18 protein-coding genes are annotated in these 13,565 nt (G+C 75.0%); 5 read left to right on the top strand and 13 right to left on the bottom strand.

Going from position 1 to position 13,565, the window contains the following annotated elements; translation table 11 throughout:
- A partial coding sequence (gene dut / locus VIM19_13280; protein ID HEY5185847.1) for a dUTP diphosphatase occupies positions 1-454 on the bottom strand: 454 nt, incomplete at its 3' end.
- On the bottom strand, positions 451-1,026 hold the full coding sequence (locus VIM19_13275; protein ID HEY5185846.1) for a PaaI family thioesterase: 576 nt from the start codon (positions 1,024-1,026) through the stop codon (positions 451-453). The genes VIM19_13275 and dut, both read right to left, overlap by 4 nt.
- Positions 1,027-1,079: 53 nt before the next feature.
- On the opposite strand from VIM19_13275, the gene VIM19_13270 reads away from it, so the two are divergent.
- Positions 1,080-1,538, top strand: a complete 459-nt coding sequence (locus VIM19_13270; GenBank protein ID HEY5185845.1) for a DUF3093 domain-containing protein — start codon at positions 1,080-1,082, stop codon at positions 1,536-1,538.
- Positions 1,539-1,600: 62 nt separating this feature from the next.
- Positions 1,601-1,885: a DUF4235 domain-containing protein gene (locus VIM19_13265; protein HEY5185844.1), complete on the top strand. Its 285-nt coding sequence runs from the start codon at positions 1,601-1,603 to the stop codon at positions 1,883-1,885.
- On the opposite strand, the gene VIM19_13260 is transcribed toward VIM19_13265, so the two are convergent.
- Together VIM19_13260 and VIM19_13255 are read right to left on the bottom strand one after the other, a co-directional pair.
- The gene (locus tag VIM19_13260) at positions 1,859-2,746 is read right to left on the bottom strand and encodes a hypothetical protein (GenBank protein ID HEY5185843.1); all 888 of its coding nucleotides are present in this window, start codon (positions 2,744-2,746) and stop codon (positions 1,859-1,861) included. The two genes, VIM19_13265 and VIM19_13260, sit on opposite strands and share 27 nt — an antisense overlap.
- Before the next feature lie 14 nt (positions 2,747-2,760).
- Positions 2,761-3,060, bottom strand: a complete 300-nt coding sequence (locus tag VIM19_13255; GenBank protein ID HEY5185842.1) for a DUF4193 domain-containing protein — start codon at positions 3,058-3,060, stop codon at positions 2,761-2,763.
- A gap of 199 nt (positions 3,061-3,259) precedes the next feature.
- Between VIM19_13255 and VIM19_13250 the strand changes: the two genes are divergently transcribed.
- Positions 3,260-3,778 (top strand): gamma carbonic anhydrase family protein, encoded by a 519-nt coding sequence (locus VIM19_13250; protein HEY5185841.1) that lies wholly within the window; start codon positions 3,260-3,262, stop codon positions 3,776-3,778.
- Between the two features lie 23 nt (positions 3,779-3,801).
- Here VIM19_13250 and VIM19_13245 read toward each other — a convergent pair whose 3' ends face one another.
- Positions 3,802-4,614 carry an inositol monophosphatase family protein gene (locus tag VIM19_13245; GenBank protein ID HEY5185840.1) on the bottom strand — a complete coding sequence of 271 codons (813 nt, stop codon included), beginning with the start codon at positions 4,612-4,614 and terminating at the stop codon, positions 3,802-3,804.
- The gene (locus tag VIM19_13240) at positions 4,611-5,681 is read right to left on the bottom strand and encodes a ferrochelatase (protein ID HEY5185839.1); all 1,071 of its coding nucleotides are present in this window, start codon (positions 5,679-5,681) and stop codon (positions 4,611-4,613) included. Before VIM19_13240 ends, VIM19_13245 begins: the two co-directional genes overlap by 4 nt.
- A gap of 67 nt (positions 5,682-5,748) precedes the next feature.
- Here VIM19_13240 and VIM19_13235 point away from each other — a divergent pair, with 67 nt between their 5' ends.
- Complete coding sequence (locus tag VIM19_13235; protein ID HEY5185838.1) at positions 5,749-6,957, top strand: MFS transporter; 1,209 nt, start codon at positions 5,749-5,751, stop codon at positions 6,955-6,957.
- Here the strand turns inward: VIM19_13235 and VIM19_13230 are convergent.
- Positions 6,954-7,658, bottom strand: coding sequence for a hypothetical protein (locus VIM19_13230; protein ID HEY5185837.1), 705 nt, complete (start codon positions 7,656-7,658; stop codon positions 6,954-6,956). The genes VIM19_13235 and VIM19_13230 overlap by 4 nt on opposite strands.
- A 109-nt stretch (positions 7,659-7,767) precedes the next feature.
- Here VIM19_13230 and sepH point away from each other — a divergent pair, with 109 nt between their 5' ends.
- Positions 7,768-8,622, top strand: a complete 855-nt coding sequence (gene sepH, locus VIM19_13225) for a septation protein SepH (GenBank protein ID HEY5185836.1) — start codon at positions 7,768-7,770, stop codon at positions 8,620-8,622.
- A 6-nt stretch (positions 8,623-8,628) separates the two neighbouring features.
- Here sepH and VIM19_13220 read toward each other — a convergent pair whose 3' ends face one another.
- The 6 genes from VIM19_13220 to VIM19_13195 all read right to left on the bottom strand — a co-directional run.
- Entirely contained in the window at positions 8,629-9,477 is an 849-nt protein-coding gene (locus VIM19_13220; GenBank protein ID HEY5185835.1) for a sulfurtransferase, read from the bottom strand.
- Positions 9,470-10,150 (bottom strand): thymidine kinase, encoded by a 681-nt coding sequence (locus tag VIM19_13215; GenBank protein ID HEY5185834.1) that lies wholly within the window; start codon positions 10,148-10,150, stop codon positions 9,470-9,472. The genes VIM19_13220 and VIM19_13215 overlap by 8 nt, the downstream gene beginning before the upstream one ends.
- Before the next feature lie 5 nt (positions 10,151-10,155).
- Positions 10,156-11,310 carry an alkaline phosphatase family protein gene (locus VIM19_13210; protein HEY5185833.1) on the bottom strand — a complete coding sequence of 385 codons (1,155 nt, stop codon included), beginning with the start codon at positions 11,308-11,310 and terminating at the stop codon, positions 10,156-10,158.
- Entirely contained in the window at positions 11,307-11,894 is a 588-nt protein-coding gene (locus VIM19_13205) for a DUF5998 family protein (GenBank protein ID HEY5185832.1), read from the bottom strand. The genes VIM19_13210 and VIM19_13205 overlap by 4 nt, the downstream gene beginning before the upstream one ends.
- A 34-nt stretch (positions 11,895-11,928) precedes the next feature.
- Positions 11,929-13,203 carry an MFS transporter gene (locus VIM19_13200; GenBank protein ID HEY5185831.1) on the bottom strand — a complete coding sequence of 425 codons (1,275 nt, stop codon included), beginning with the start codon at positions 13,201-13,203 and terminating at the stop codon, positions 11,929-11,931.
- Between the two features lie 66 nt (positions 13,204-13,269).
- The coding region (locus tag VIM19_13195) for an acetate--CoA ligase family protein (protein ID HEY5185830.1) at positions 13,270-13,565 on the bottom strand (296 nt) is incomplete at its 5' end.

Below are 13,565 nucleotides of genomic sequence, written 5' to 3'. Positions count from 1 at the left end.
GGACCGCCGCCTGCACCCCGCCCGTGGAACCGAACCCGCCCTCGGCCCGGAACGATCCTGGCAACCGCTCGACCTCGTGGAACCGGGCCCGTTCGACCCGCTGGACCACCAGCTGAGCGATGCGGTCACCGCGGTGGAAGGTCACGGGTGCCCGCGGGTCGAGATTGACCACACTGACCTTGATCTCGCCGCGGTACCCCGCATCGACGGTACCCGGTGCGTTGACCAGGCTCACGCCGTAGCGCACCGCGAGGCCGGAGCGCGGGTGCACGAACGCCGCGTACCCGTCCGGCAGGGCGATCGCGACCCCGGTCGGCAGCAGCGCCCGCTCCCCCGGAGCCAGCTCGGCCTCGACCGCCGTGTAGAGGTCGGCCCCGGCATCCCCGGGGTGGGCGTACGTCGGCACGGGGAGCCCGGGGTCGAGCCGCTGCAGCAGCACGTCGACGTCGGTCACGGGTTGACCTCGTAGCCGCGGACGGCCCCGGCGGCCACGTCCGCCCTCGCCTGGGCGACGTCCTCGGGTCGGCCGTGGGTGGTGAAGTGGGTCAACGGCACCTGCACGAAGAGCGCGGCCGCCGTCACCGCCACCGGTCCGTCAGGTGCGTCCAGGGCACCGCGAGCCCGGGTATAGACCTTGCGACCGGCCTGGCCGCGGACCTCCGCGTCGATGTTCAGGACGGAGCCCACCGGCACCGGGCGCCGGAAGTCGGTCTCCAGCCGGCCGGTCACCGCGGGGCGCCGCAGCAGCCAGTTCAGGCTGCCCAGCGCCTCGTCGAAGGCCGCCGCGAGCAGTCCGCCGTGCGCCAGGCCCGGGGCGCCCTGATGGTGCTCGGACACGGTGAACTGCGAGTGGGTCGTGAGCCCCTCGCCCGCGTACACCCGCAGGTGCAGTCCGGTCGGGTGGTCGACGCCGCAGCCGAAGCAGAACCGGAAGTGGCTGAGCATCTCCTCGCCGGGGGGAGGCGCGTCCGGGTGACGCTCAGGGACGACGGCGTCCTCAGGCGGTTCGGTGGGCAGGGTCGTCACGGGGACCGACCCTACTGCCGACGGGTGGGCCACCGGATGCGACCCTGGTGCCCGTGGGCACCTTCCGGGAACGGCTGTGGGCGCCGTGGTGGCTATGGGTCGTGGCGGCTGCCTTCGCGGCGACGTTCGGGATCGCGTTCGCGGTGCCGCTCGGCGCGGCCTGGGGGCTGGGCGTCCTGCTCGCGGCCGAAGGCATCGTGGCGGCCGCACTCGGGGGCATGTCGGTGCTGGTGGAGGTGCGCGAGCATCTGCTGGTCGCCGGGCGAGCCCGGCTGCCGCTGACCTGCGTGGGACGGGTCACCGTGCTGGACGCCGACGCCGCCCGCGCCCTGCGCGGGGTCGACGCGGACCCGAGGGCCCACCTGGTGCTGCGCGGCTGGGTGTCCACCGCCGTCCGCGTCGACCTGGACGACCCGGCCGACCCCACGCCGTACTGGTACGTCTCGACCCGCCACCCGGACCGGCTGGCCGCAGCCCTGGGCGGACGCCGGTCACCCGACCGGTCGGCGTGAGAGTCCGCTGATAGGGCAAGGTGTCCTTCGACGCCATCGATTCGACAAGGGGTAGACCAGACATGGCCGCACAAGACTCCGCAAGGAAGGTTCTGCTGCCCGCCGGGGGGATCGTCGCGGCGATCGTCGCCCCCAAGGTCGTCAGGGTGGTCTGGGTCGCGATCGCCGGTCACGAGCCGCCGGAGGATCCGGCCGACCCGCAGGTGGCGATGCGTCAGGCGGTCGCGGTAGCGGTCACGACCGCAGTGGTGGCCGGGGTAGTACGGCTCGTCATCGCGCGGGGCACCCGGCGGATGACCTCGAAGCTGTCGTCCGGACGGTCAGCTCTTGGGGCCGGAGCGGCGTAGCGCTCTCGGCAGCCGCGGCCGCCGTCCCGGAGTCCCGCTCTCGAGGGCCCGGGCCACGACCCGGCCGGTCAGCCCGCCGGTGAGGGCCCGCTTGCGGCGCAGGTCGGCCCGCAACGAGTCGGCCAGCAGCCCGGTCTGCCGCTGGTTGCTGTAGGCACCGAAAACGGCACCGGCCATCAGGGGCGCCGCGGTGCCAAGACCGCGCCCGGCCCGGCCGATGAGCCGTCGCTGCACCCGCTGCCGGGTGACCGAGCCCATGGCCGCGGACAGCGAATGGGGGTCGAGCGGGTTGATACCGCGACGGTTGGCCCAGGCCAGGGCATAGGCGGAGCCGCGCTGGCCTAGGGTGCCGCGCACCGGCAGGCCGTAGACCTCGTGCAGCTCACCCACCAGCTTGATCTCGATGGCCGCCACGGCCACCACCTCGACGGTCAGCTGGATGGGGATGGTGAGCAGGCTCACCGGCACCGCCCACTTGACCGCGGACAGCGCCCCGCCCGCGACACCGACGGAGGACGTCGCCACCGTCGCGGTGCGGACCAGCGCGTCGGCGAGCTCCTCGCCGGTGCGGCCGCCGTGGTGGGCCTTCAGCTTCTCGAGGTCCCGGATCGGGATGTGCGGGGCGGCGTCGATGATGACGTCGGCCAGCCAGCGGCCGCTCGCCACGGCGGCGGCACCGGCCCCTCGCGCGGACACGGCCAGCGCCGGGGCCAGCCGGGCCAGCAGCCGGGCGTAGGCCGCGCGGCCGCGCCGCCGGGCCGGCTCCGACCCGTGCGCCTCCCGGTCGGCCTCCTCGGCGTCCTGCTCGCCAGCGATCTGGGCGAGCAGGCCGGGCAGCTCGTCAGCCCCAGGTTGGGTCATGGCAGGTCCGCTGGTCAGGCGGCGCACTCCCGGCAGATCAGCTGTCCGTGGTCCTCCTTGGCCAGCTGGCTGCGGTGATGCACCAGGAAGCAGCGCGAGCAGGTGAACTCATCGGCCTGCCGGGGCAGCACCCGGACCGAGAGCTCCTCGTTGGACAGGTCGGCGCCGGGCAGCTCGAAGCTCTCCGCGGCCTCTGCCTCGTCGGTGTCGACGGCGGCTGAGGTGGTGTCGGCACGACGCGCCTTGAGCTCCTCGATGCTGTCCTCGGCGAGCTCGTCGTCCGTCTTGCGCGGGGTGTCGTAGTCGGTGGCCACGCCCGGGTCCTCCGTCAGTTGCTGCGGTCCAGTGGTGGTGTGCTGATCAGAACGCGAAGCGCGCTCCATTTGTGCCCGGGCGGCGACAGCTCGCTGACACCCCGGAGACCGGGATTGTGCCCGACCCGGGGGTGCCCTGTCGCGCCGGGGGGGGATCGCGGGTGTAGAGATACGTCACACCCGCGGGAAGGGAGCAGCCATGGCGGTGTACGCGCTGGGTGACCTGGTGCCGTCGATCGACCCGGACGCCTTCGTCCACCCGGATGCCGTGGTGATCGGGCGGGTGCAGCTGGGCGCTGGATCGAGCGTGTGGCCGGGCGCGGTGCTGCGCGGCGACTATGGCTCGATCTCGGTGGGTGCCGAGACGTCGGTGCAGGACGGCAGCGTGGTGCACGCCACGGCGGAGCTGGCCACGGTCATCGGTGCCCGCTGCGTCGTCGGGCACCTCGCCCACCTCGAGGGGTGCATCGTCGAGGACGACTGCCTGGTGGGCTCCGGCTCAGTGCTGCTGCACCGGGTACTGGTCCGCTCGGGTGCGCTGGTGGCCGCGGGGGCGGTGGTGGCGCCGGGCACCGAGGTTCCCACCCGGGCGATGGCTCGGGGGGTGCCCGCCCGGGTCACCCTGGACACCGTCGGGCCGCTGGCCTTCGCGGACTCGGTGCGGCGGTACGTCGAGAACGGGCGTCGCTACGCCGCGGACCTGCGCCGGTTGGACTGACCGCCGTCCCGCCGAGCTTCCGGTCAGTCGCGGTCGGGGGCAAGGGGGATCAGCAGGGCGTCCAGGGCGGCGTGGAGGCCGGGGCCCGCGGCCAGGACCAGGTCCTCCCCGGGCGGGGCGCCGGCCAGCCCGGTGACCAGGGCGCCGGCCTCGCGGGCGACCAGGCCCCCCGCGGCCAGGTCCCAGGGCTGCAGCCCCTGCTCGTAGTAGCCGTCCACCCGCCCGCAGGCGACCGAGCACAGGTCCACCGAGGCCGCGCCGAGCCGGCGGATGTCGCGGACCCTCGGCAGCACCTCGACCAGCACCGCGGCCTGCCGGGCCCGCCGGGACGCGGCGTACCCGAACCCGGTCGCCACCATCGCCTGGGACAGCTCGGTGCAGCCGGAGACGTGGACGGGGACCCCGTTGCGGGTCGCCCCACGGCCGCGGACGGCGCTGAACGTCTCGCCGAGACGGGGCACCTCGACCACCCCGACGACGGTCTCGCCGTCGACCTCGGCCGCCACGCTCACCGCCCAGCCGGGCAGGTCGTACAGGTAGTTCACCGTGCCGTCGATCGGGTCGATCACCCACCGCACCCCGCTGGTCCCCGCGGTGTCGGCACCCTCCTCGCCGAGGATCCCGTCCTCGGGCCGGGCCGCGCGCAGCCGGTCGACGAGCAGCTGCTCGGCCCGCTTGTCCATGACCGTGACCACGTCGGTCGGCGTGGACTTGGTGTCCACGCCGAGGTCGGCCGGCCGACGGTCCAGCAGCAGGGCGCCCGCCTCGGCCGCCACGGACGTCGCCAGGGCCAGCAGCTCGTCGAGCCGGGCGGCGTCCACGCCGTCCGTCGTCATCGGTCCTCCCCTGCGACGGCCGGGCGCGGTCCCCGCGGGTTGGGGCAGCAGCCGGCCGAGCACACGTCGCGCCACGGACCCAGCGGCGACAAGGCCCGGCGCTCGGCCGCCGGCCGGTCGGCCAGCCGCTCCTGCACCAGCTCGCCCACCATGGCGACGAACCGCGGGTCGGTGCCGGGCGTGGCGGCCCTCGCCATCGGCAGGCCGAGCCTCTCGGCGTCCGCCGCGGCCACGGTGTCCAGGTCGTAGACGACCTCCATGTGGTCCGAGACGAACCCGATCGGGACGACGACCACTCCGGGCACTCCCTGGGCCACCAGCGCCTCGAGGTGGTCGCTGATGTCCGGTTCCAGCCACGGCTGCGTGGGCGGCCCGGAGCGGGACTGGAACACCAGGTCCCAGAGGCGGTCCACGCCGGTCGCCTCGGCCACGCCCTCGGCGACGAGCCCGGCCACCGCACGGTGCTGGACGAGGTAGGCGTCGCCGTCCGGACCGCTGGACTCCGCCGCCGCGACGGGGATCGAGTGCGTGGTGAACACCAGCCGGGCGCCGGGCTGGACGGCGTCCGGGAGACTGGCCAGCGCCGACAGCGTGGCGTCGACGAACGGCTGGACGAAGCCGGGGTGGTCGAAGTAGTGCCGCACCTTGTCGATCTCGGGGGCGCCGTCGACGTCGGCCCTGGCCGCGGCCAGGTTCTCCCGGTACTGCCGGCAGCCCGAGTACGACGAGTACGCCGACGTCACGAAGGCCAGCGCCCTGCGGACCCCTGCGTCGCGCATGTCGCGCAGCGTGTCGGCGAGGTACGGATCCCAGTTCCGGTTGCCCCAGTAGACCGGCAGGTCGACTCCGGCGTCCGCCAGCTCGGCGCGCAGCGCGTCCAGCAGCATCCGGTTCTGCGCGTTGATCGGGCTTACCCCGCCGAACAGCGCATAGTGCGCACCGACCTGCCCGAGCCGGTCCCGGGGGATCCCCCGGCCGCGGGTCACGTTCTCCAAGAAGGGCACCACATCGTCCGGGCCCTCGGGGCCGCCGAAGGACACCAGCAGCACGGCGTCGTAGTCGGTCACGCCCCGATCCTCCCAGGCAGGAGCGGTCCGCGCAGGAGCGGTCGGCGCGGTCGGCTAGCGTCCCGGGGTGCGCAACCCCTACGCCGAGATGGCCAGGACCCCCGGCGGATTGGCGTTCTCGGCGGCCGGGTTCCTGGCCCGGATGCCGATCTCCATGCTGGGCATCGGGGTGGTGCTGCTGGTCTCGCGGTCCACCGGCTCCTACACCGGCGCGGGGGCGGTCACGGCCTGCTTCGCGGTGGCCGAGGCGCTCGGCCAGCCGTTCACCGCCCGGCTCGTGGACCGGCACGGGCAGCGCCGCGTGGTCACTCCCCTGGTGGTCGCGCACCTGCTCGCTCTGGTGGCCCTCGTCTGGTTGGCCGGGGTCCCCGCGCCCGTCGCCGTGCTGGCCGTGCCGGCCGCCGTCGCGGGGGCCAGCCTGCCGAACGTCGGCTCGCTGGTCCGGGCCCGCTGGAGCCACCAGCTGTCCGGGAGCACCGTGCTGCGCACCGCCTTCTCGTTCGAGTCGGTGATCGACGAGATCATCTTCGTGGTCGGACCACCGCTGGTGACCGTCCTGGCCGCCCGGTACGGCCCAGCCCCCGCGGTGCTGTCCTCACTGGTGTTCCTGGTGGTCGGCGCCGCCTGGCTGCTCAGCCAGCGGGCCACCGAGCCACCGGCGTGCGGGTCAGCGCACGCGGTGGGCAGCTCGGCGCTGCGGCTGCCGACGATGCGGCTGGTCATGGCCGTGATGGCGGCGCTCGGCATCGCGTTCGGCTCGATCGAGGTGATCACCGTCGCCGGCGCGGGCGCCGCCGGCCACCCGGCCCGGGCCGGTGTGCTGCTCGCGCTCTACGCCGGCGGCTCGCTGGTCGCCGGCATCGTCTACGGCGCCAGCCACCTCGCGGTGCCGCTGCGGCGACAGCTGCTCGTGCTGGGGCTGGCCACTCCGTTCAGCCTGGTGGCCCTGCCGTTCGCGGTCTCGACCGCGGCGACCGCCGTCCTGATCTTCGTCGCCGGGTTCGTGATCTCGCCCACCCTCATCGCCGGGTTCTCGCTGGTCCAGGAGGCGGTCCCGGCCGACCGGTTGACCGAGGGACTGACCTGGGCCACCACGGCCATCGGGCTGGGGGTCGCGGTGGGAGCCGCCCTCGGCGGCCGGGCCGCGGACCTCGTCGGCACCCCGCGGGCCTACCTGGTGCCGCTCGTCGCCGCCGTCCTGGTGGCGGCGATCGTCGGGCTGGCCGCGCTCGCCGGACGCCGGAGGGCGCGGCGGGCCGGGCTAGTCGAGCGCTAGCCGGTCGAGGCGCCGGGGCTCGGGCTCGACGTCGTCGCCGGGGTCGGGCTCGTGGTGGGGGACGGCGCCGCGAACGTGTCGGTCGCCGACGGCGCCGGGGACGCGCTGCCGGTCGGCGACGCCGAGGCGCTGGGGCTGGCGGCGCCGGTCGGCGACGCCGAGGCGGACGCTGATGTGGACGGCTGGGCGGTCGCGGTCGGGGTGGGTCTCGGCTGGGTCCGCGCCGGCAGCCCCGGGGTCACGGTCGTCCGCTGCTCGCAGTCCTGGCCGAACGCCGAGCAGGCCAGCGTGCCCCCGGTGGACAGCTCCAGCACGGTCACCGCCGCCATCGCCAGCAGGAACACCCCGAGCGAGAGCAGCGCGATCCGGCCCCACCGATAGCCGCGCTCATCCTCCAGGTCCAGCGCCGGCAGCACCATGGTGCGCTGGAGGTCGAACTCGTCGTCGTCGTCCGCATCCCACGGCGCAGCCGCCATTTCGGCCCGCCGCCGCGCCCGCAGCCCCTCCGCCGTCCGCCGGGCGCCGTGCTGGTAGACCGCGCTGAGCACGGTGATCGTCACCGAGACCACCGCCGCCCCGATGACCGTCCCGGCCACCCCGAGCACCGAGGCGGCCCACGCCGCGCTCACGGCGGCCAGCGCGCCGGCCACCACCTGGGTCAGGCTGAGGTCGAGTCGTCGGCGCGGTTCGGTGGGACTCATCCACGGCATTGTGTCGGGTTCGGTGCCCGGTTTCGGCCCCGGCCCGCGTAAGGTCGGGGACGCTCGGGGCCTGGGCGCCCCGAACGCTCGGACGTGGGAGGCACGGCGCATGGAGGACCTCAGGCTCGTCGGGCTGAGCGAGGACGGCTCGCGGCTGGTACTCGAGGGTAAGGACGGCCACAGTTTCGCCGTGCCCGTCGACGAGCGCATCCACGCCGCCCTGCGGGGCGACCGGGCCCGGCTGGGCCAGTTGCAGATCAACATGGAGAGCCGGCTGCGGCCCCGGGAGATCCAGGCCAGGATCCGGGCCGGGCAGAGCTCGGAGGAGGTCGCGGTCGCGGCCGGGGTCCCGGTGGACCGGGTCCGCCGCTACGAGGGCCCGATCCTGCAGGAACGCAACCACATGGCCGAGTCGGCCCGGGCCGTGGGCGTCCGCCGGGTCACCGACTCCACGAGCACCCCCCTGGGCACCCTGGTGGCCACCCGGCTGGAGGAGCGGGGAGTCTCCCCCGAGGACCTCGAGTGGGACTCCTGGCGCCGCGAAGACGCCCGCTGGGAGGTGCTGCTGCGCTACTCCGCCGCCGGGCGCGAGCGGCTGGCCCGCTGGATCTTCGACCCGGCGCGCCGCACGATCGAACCGGACGACGACGAGTCCCGCTGGCTGACCGACGAGGAGCGGGCCGCCCCGGAGCCGCCGAGCAAGGCGGTCCGCCGGCTGGCCCCGGTGCCGTCCCCGGAGGAGGCCCCTGAGCCGGACGAGCCGACCCGGCAGCACGACACGGTGCCGGTCGAGCGGATGGCTCCCCCGGCGGAGACCCCCGCCGCGTCCGAGCGGCCCGCCCCCGCGGCCCCCGCGCCGGCAGCCGCCCCCGCGGCGAAGCGCACGTCCAAGCGGGCGCCCGTCCCCAGCTGGGACGAGATCCTGTTCGGCATGAGCAGCAAGGACGACGACTCCGGCCGCTGACCGGGGTCAGCCCGGGTCCGGCCCGGTGGCCACCGAACGGGTCGGGTCGGTGATCCACTCGCTCCACGAGCCGACATAGAGCGCGGCCGGGATCCCGCACACCTCAAGCGCCAGCACCAGCTGGGCGGCGCTCACGCCGGAGCCGCAGGACGCGCCGACGGGTCCGCGGTCGCGCCCCTCGCCGAGCAGCTCGGCGAACCGAGCGGCCAGCACCGGCTCGGGCAGCAGCCGGCCGGACGGCTCGTACAGCTCGGTGACCGGCGCGTTCACCGCCCCCGGGATGTGTCCGGCCACCGAGTCGATCGGCTCCTGCTCGCCGCGGTAGCGCTCCCCCGCCCGGACGTCGACCAGGACGCCGGCGCGGGCGAGGGTGGCCGCGCCGTCGGCGTCCAGGGTCGGCATCGACCCGGGGAGCACCGTGAAGTCCCCCTCGGCCGGCGGCGGCCCGTCACCGGCGGCCAGCGGTCGGCCGGCGTCGCGCCAGGCCGGCAGCCCGCCGTCCAGCACCGAGACCTCCGGGTGCCCGGCCCAGCGCAGCACCCACCAGGCCCGGGCCGCACCCATGCCGCTGCCGCCGTCGTAGACCACCACCGGGCGGGACGCCGTGACACCGGCCCGCCGCAGGGACGCCTGCAGCACCGTGACGTCGGGCAGCGGGTGCCGGCCGCGGATCCCGGGCGGTCCGGCCAGCTCGGCGTCCAGGTCGACGAACGCCGACCCCAGCAGGTGACCGAGCCGGTACTCCGACAGCCCCGGCGGGCCACCGAGCTGCCAACGCACGTCCAGCAGCACCGGCGGCCGGCCGGTGAGCATCGCCGCGCTCAGCGCCGCGACGTCGACCAGCGGGCTACCCATGCCCGGCGTCCACCCCGTTGCCGAACGGCAGCGTCTCCGGCGACAGCGTCGACGAGGTGGCCGTCGCCGCGGTCATCCGCCGGCGGTGGTGGGCCCGGCACAGCACCTCGTACCCGACCTCGCCGCCCGCACCGGCCACGTCGACCTCGGTGTCGCCCACGACGACCTGCTCGCCCTCGACCACCATGACGCCGTCGACGGTGCGTGCGTTGTGGGTGGCCCTGGCGCCGCACCAGCACAGCGCCTCCACCTGCAGCAGGGACACCCGATCGGCCAGCTCGAGCAGCCGCTGGGAGCCCGGGAACAGGCGGGTGCGAAAGTCGGTGGTGATGCCGAAAGCGAAGACGTCGATGCCGAGCTCGTCGACCAGCCGGGCCAAGGCGTCGACCTGCTCCTGGGTGTAGAACTGCGCCTCGTCGCAGACCACGTAGTCGATCCGGCCACCGGCCTGCAGGACGCCGGTGACGTGCTGCCAGAAGTCCAGCGCCGGGCTGACCTCGACCGCCTCGGCGAGCAGTCCGAGCCGGCTGGACAGCCGCCCGGACCCGGCCCGGTCGTGCGCCGTGAAGATGATCCCGGCCCGGCCGCGGGCGGCGTGGTTGTGGTCCAGCTGGAGGGCGAGGGTGGACTTGCCGCAGTCCATGGTCCCGCTGAAGAAGACGAGCTCGGCCACCCGAGTCAGCCCCGCACCGTGATCAGCGGGACGAGCATCTCGGCCCGGGTGAGCGAGCCGTGGTAGCCGACGAGGGCGGACTCCAACGGCTGGCTGTGCGGGGCCACCAGGGCCCAGTCGCCGCGCGCCGCGGCGACGACGTCACCGATGCGCGGCAGTACCCTCTCGGACACCGTCGGACCGAACCAGCCGGCCGCCACCGCCTGCTCCCGGGACAGCACCCAAGCCCGCTCCCCCAGCAACTGCGCCCAGGCGGCGAGGACGTCGGCAGCGGCGCCGGGGCTGACGTAGACGTGCCGGGCCCGGGGCTCGCCGCCCAGCAGCCGGACGCCGGCGCGGAGCCGGGAGTCGGACTCGATGTCGATCCGGGCCTGCGGCGGGACGTCGAGCATCCCGTGGTCGGCGGTGACGTGCAGCTGCGCGCCGGGTGGGAGCGCCTCGGCGACCTGCCGGGCGAGCAGGTCGACGTGGGCGAGCTGGGCCCGCCAGTCCGGGGAGGCACAGCCACGGCTGTGGCCGACCCGGTCGAGGTTGCCGTAGTACAGGTACAGCAGCGCGCGGGGGGCCCGCAGCTCCCGGGCCACGCCGCCCACCAGCTCCCCGGCCGTCTCGGCCCCGGGATAGCGCGCGCCGCGCAGCGCCGCCGTCGTCAAGCCGCTGCCCGCGAACGACCGCGGGCCCAGGTGGCTGGCGGCCACCCCGGCGCTGGCCAGCCGCTCGAACAGGGTGGGCAGCGGCTGCACCTCGTGGGGGTCGACCTCGTGGTCCCAGCGCAGGCAGTTGAGCAGGTGGTGCGCCCCCGGCAGCGCGAACGTGTAGCCGACCAGCCCGTGCTCCCCGGTCGGCAGCCCGGTGCCCAGCGAGCCCAGGCTGGACGCCGTCGTCGACGGGAACCCGGCCGTCAGGGTCCGCCAGCCCCCGGCCTCGGCCGCCGCGGCCAGGAACGGCGCGACGTCAGCTTGCTCGCGCAGCCAGTCGAGGCCGAGCCCGTCGATCAGCAGGACGGCGGCCCGGTCGACCGGGTCGAGCCCGAGCAGGTCGGTGAACCCGTCGACGCCCATCCCGGCAGCCAGCGACGGCAGCAGGGCACCGATCCAGTCCTGGCCGTACGCCGGGGCGACCAGCTGGTCGGCGCCCTCCAGCCGGACGGCGGCCGTCACTGCACCGCTGTGGTGGCCGCGGACAGGGCGCGGGCGAACTCCAGGGCCTGGGCCACGGCGTCCTCCCCGTCGCCCTCAGCACTGATCCGCACCGACAGGTCGTCGGCGGTCGTGGTCCCGGTGTAGCCGTGGTCGGCGTCACACTCGGGGTCGCCGCAGGTGGCCGGCTCCAGGTCGAGCCGGGAGACCGCTCCCCAGCCCACCGTGAGCACCACCTCGCGCGGCAGCGTCCCGGTCACGTGCCGGACCGGGTCCGCGACCGTGCGGCTGACCACGACCGAGCCGATCTGGCGGACCGCCACCGTCTCGGTGGAGGTCGTGGCCGACGGGGTCGGGTTGCCGGCGTCCGCGGGGTGGTCGTCGGTGTGGCTGACCACCAGCCGGGTCGGGCTGAGCGCCAGCACCGTCACGTGCCGGCGCAGCTCGTCCCGGTCGAACGCCGCCTCGTGGTGAACAAGCCAGGAGACCACCGGCTGGCCCGAGAGGGCCGTGTCGATGCTCTCCGCGACCAGCTCGGGGTAGTACCCCGCTCGCTGGATCGCCGCACGCAGGTCGCCGGCCATGGTGGTGCCTCGGTCTGCCATGGCGCCCAGTCTCGCACCTGCGGGGGGTGCGCGGTCAGCCCACCTCGGCGGGCAGCAGGCCGTCCTGCGCCGGGGTCAGCGCGCGACGCAGCCGCAGCGCCGCGGCCCCGGCGACCAGGCAGCCACCCGCCACCACGGCGATCCACAGCCCCCCGAGGTGCGCACCCAGCAGCAGCCCGGCGATGGCCGGGCCGACCACGCCGGCCACGTTCCACACGAGCGACGACATGGCGTTGTAGCGACCGCGCAGGTGCGCGGGGGCCAGTTCGTTGACCAGCGCCGGCATCACCGGCTGGAAGATCGTCTCCCCGAGGGCGAACACCACCGGCGCGACCAGCACCAGCGTGACGACGACCACCTGCGTGGAGATCGGCACGGCCAGCCCCAGCACGCCCCAGGAGACCGCCCACAGCACGCCGACCGTGGCCAGCACCCGGCTGCGGGACCGGCCCTGGATCAGCCGGATCGCGAACATCTGCCCGAGCACGATGGCCAGCGTGTTGGCGACGAACCCGAACGCGATGACCCGCGGGGCGACGTGGAGCACCTGGGTGACGAACGCCGGGTAGCCCAGCTCGAGCGCGCCGTACCCGGAGGCCAGCAGGACCAGCGCGACCGCTGACAGCCGCAGCATGGCGCGGTCGCGCAGCACGTCGCGGTAGCCGCCCTGCTCGTGCTCCTTCGTCGCCGGCAGCGGACCGCCCACATCACGCAGCGTCGAGACGATCAGGCCGTACAGCAGGAAGGTGAGGCCGTCGACCAGGTACAGCCGCTCGAACGTGATCGGCCGGGAGGTGTCCACCGCGAGCCCCGAGATGAGGCCGCCCAGCCCGATGCCCAGGTTGAGCAGCATGAACTGGAGCCCGAAGGCTCGCTGCCGCTGCTCCTCCGGGACGATCCGGGCCATCAGGGTGGACACCCCGGGCCACATCGCCGCGCCGCCCACCGCGAGCACCGTGGCGGTCGTGAATGCCTGCCAGGGCACCTGGACGAGCGCGTAGCCGGCGGCTCCGCCGGCCATCACGAGCGGCGACACCACCACCACGCGGCGGGGGCCGACCTGGTCGATGAGCGCGCCGGCGAGCGGCGCGATCGCGAACCCGATGACCGCCTGCCAGGCGATCACGAGGCCGGCCACCGACGTCGACATGCCGCGCACGTCGTGCAGGTAGACGACGAGGAACGGCAGCACCAGCCCGTTGCCCAGCGCCGACAGCGCCGTCCCGGTCAGCAGCCGGCGGGCGGCCGCCGGCAGTCGGGGCGTCGCGTGAGGGGACGGAGGCTCGGCGAGCAGAGGTGCGCTGGACACGACAGACCAGTCTTCCGCATGCCACCAACAGCAGCCGAATCGGTTTCGACCGTGGGCCGGCCCGGGTCAGCCAAGCCGACGCGCCCCCGAGTCCCTGCGCGCCACCGGCGGCGCCAACCGGGCCGAGCCGCTGAGCACCGCCACCCCGGACGGCGTGGCGAGCACCGGGTTGAGCTCGAGCCGGGCCAGCTCGGGCAGGTCGTCCGCGAGACGGCTCACCCGCAGCAGCAGGTCCTCCAGCGCGGCGACGTCCATGGTCTCCGCGCCGCGGTAGCCGAACAGCAGCGGCGCCGCCTTGGGTGAGCGCACCAGGGCGGCGGCGTCCAGGTCGCTGAGCGGCGGGATCCGGTAGCCGCGGTCCT

This window comes from Actinomycetes bacterium (assembly GCA_036510875.1).
Lineage (GTDB): Bacteria > Actinomycetota > Actinomycetes > Prado026 > Prado026 > DATCDE01.
This window is presented reverse-complemented; position numbering and strand designations above follow the sequence as displayed.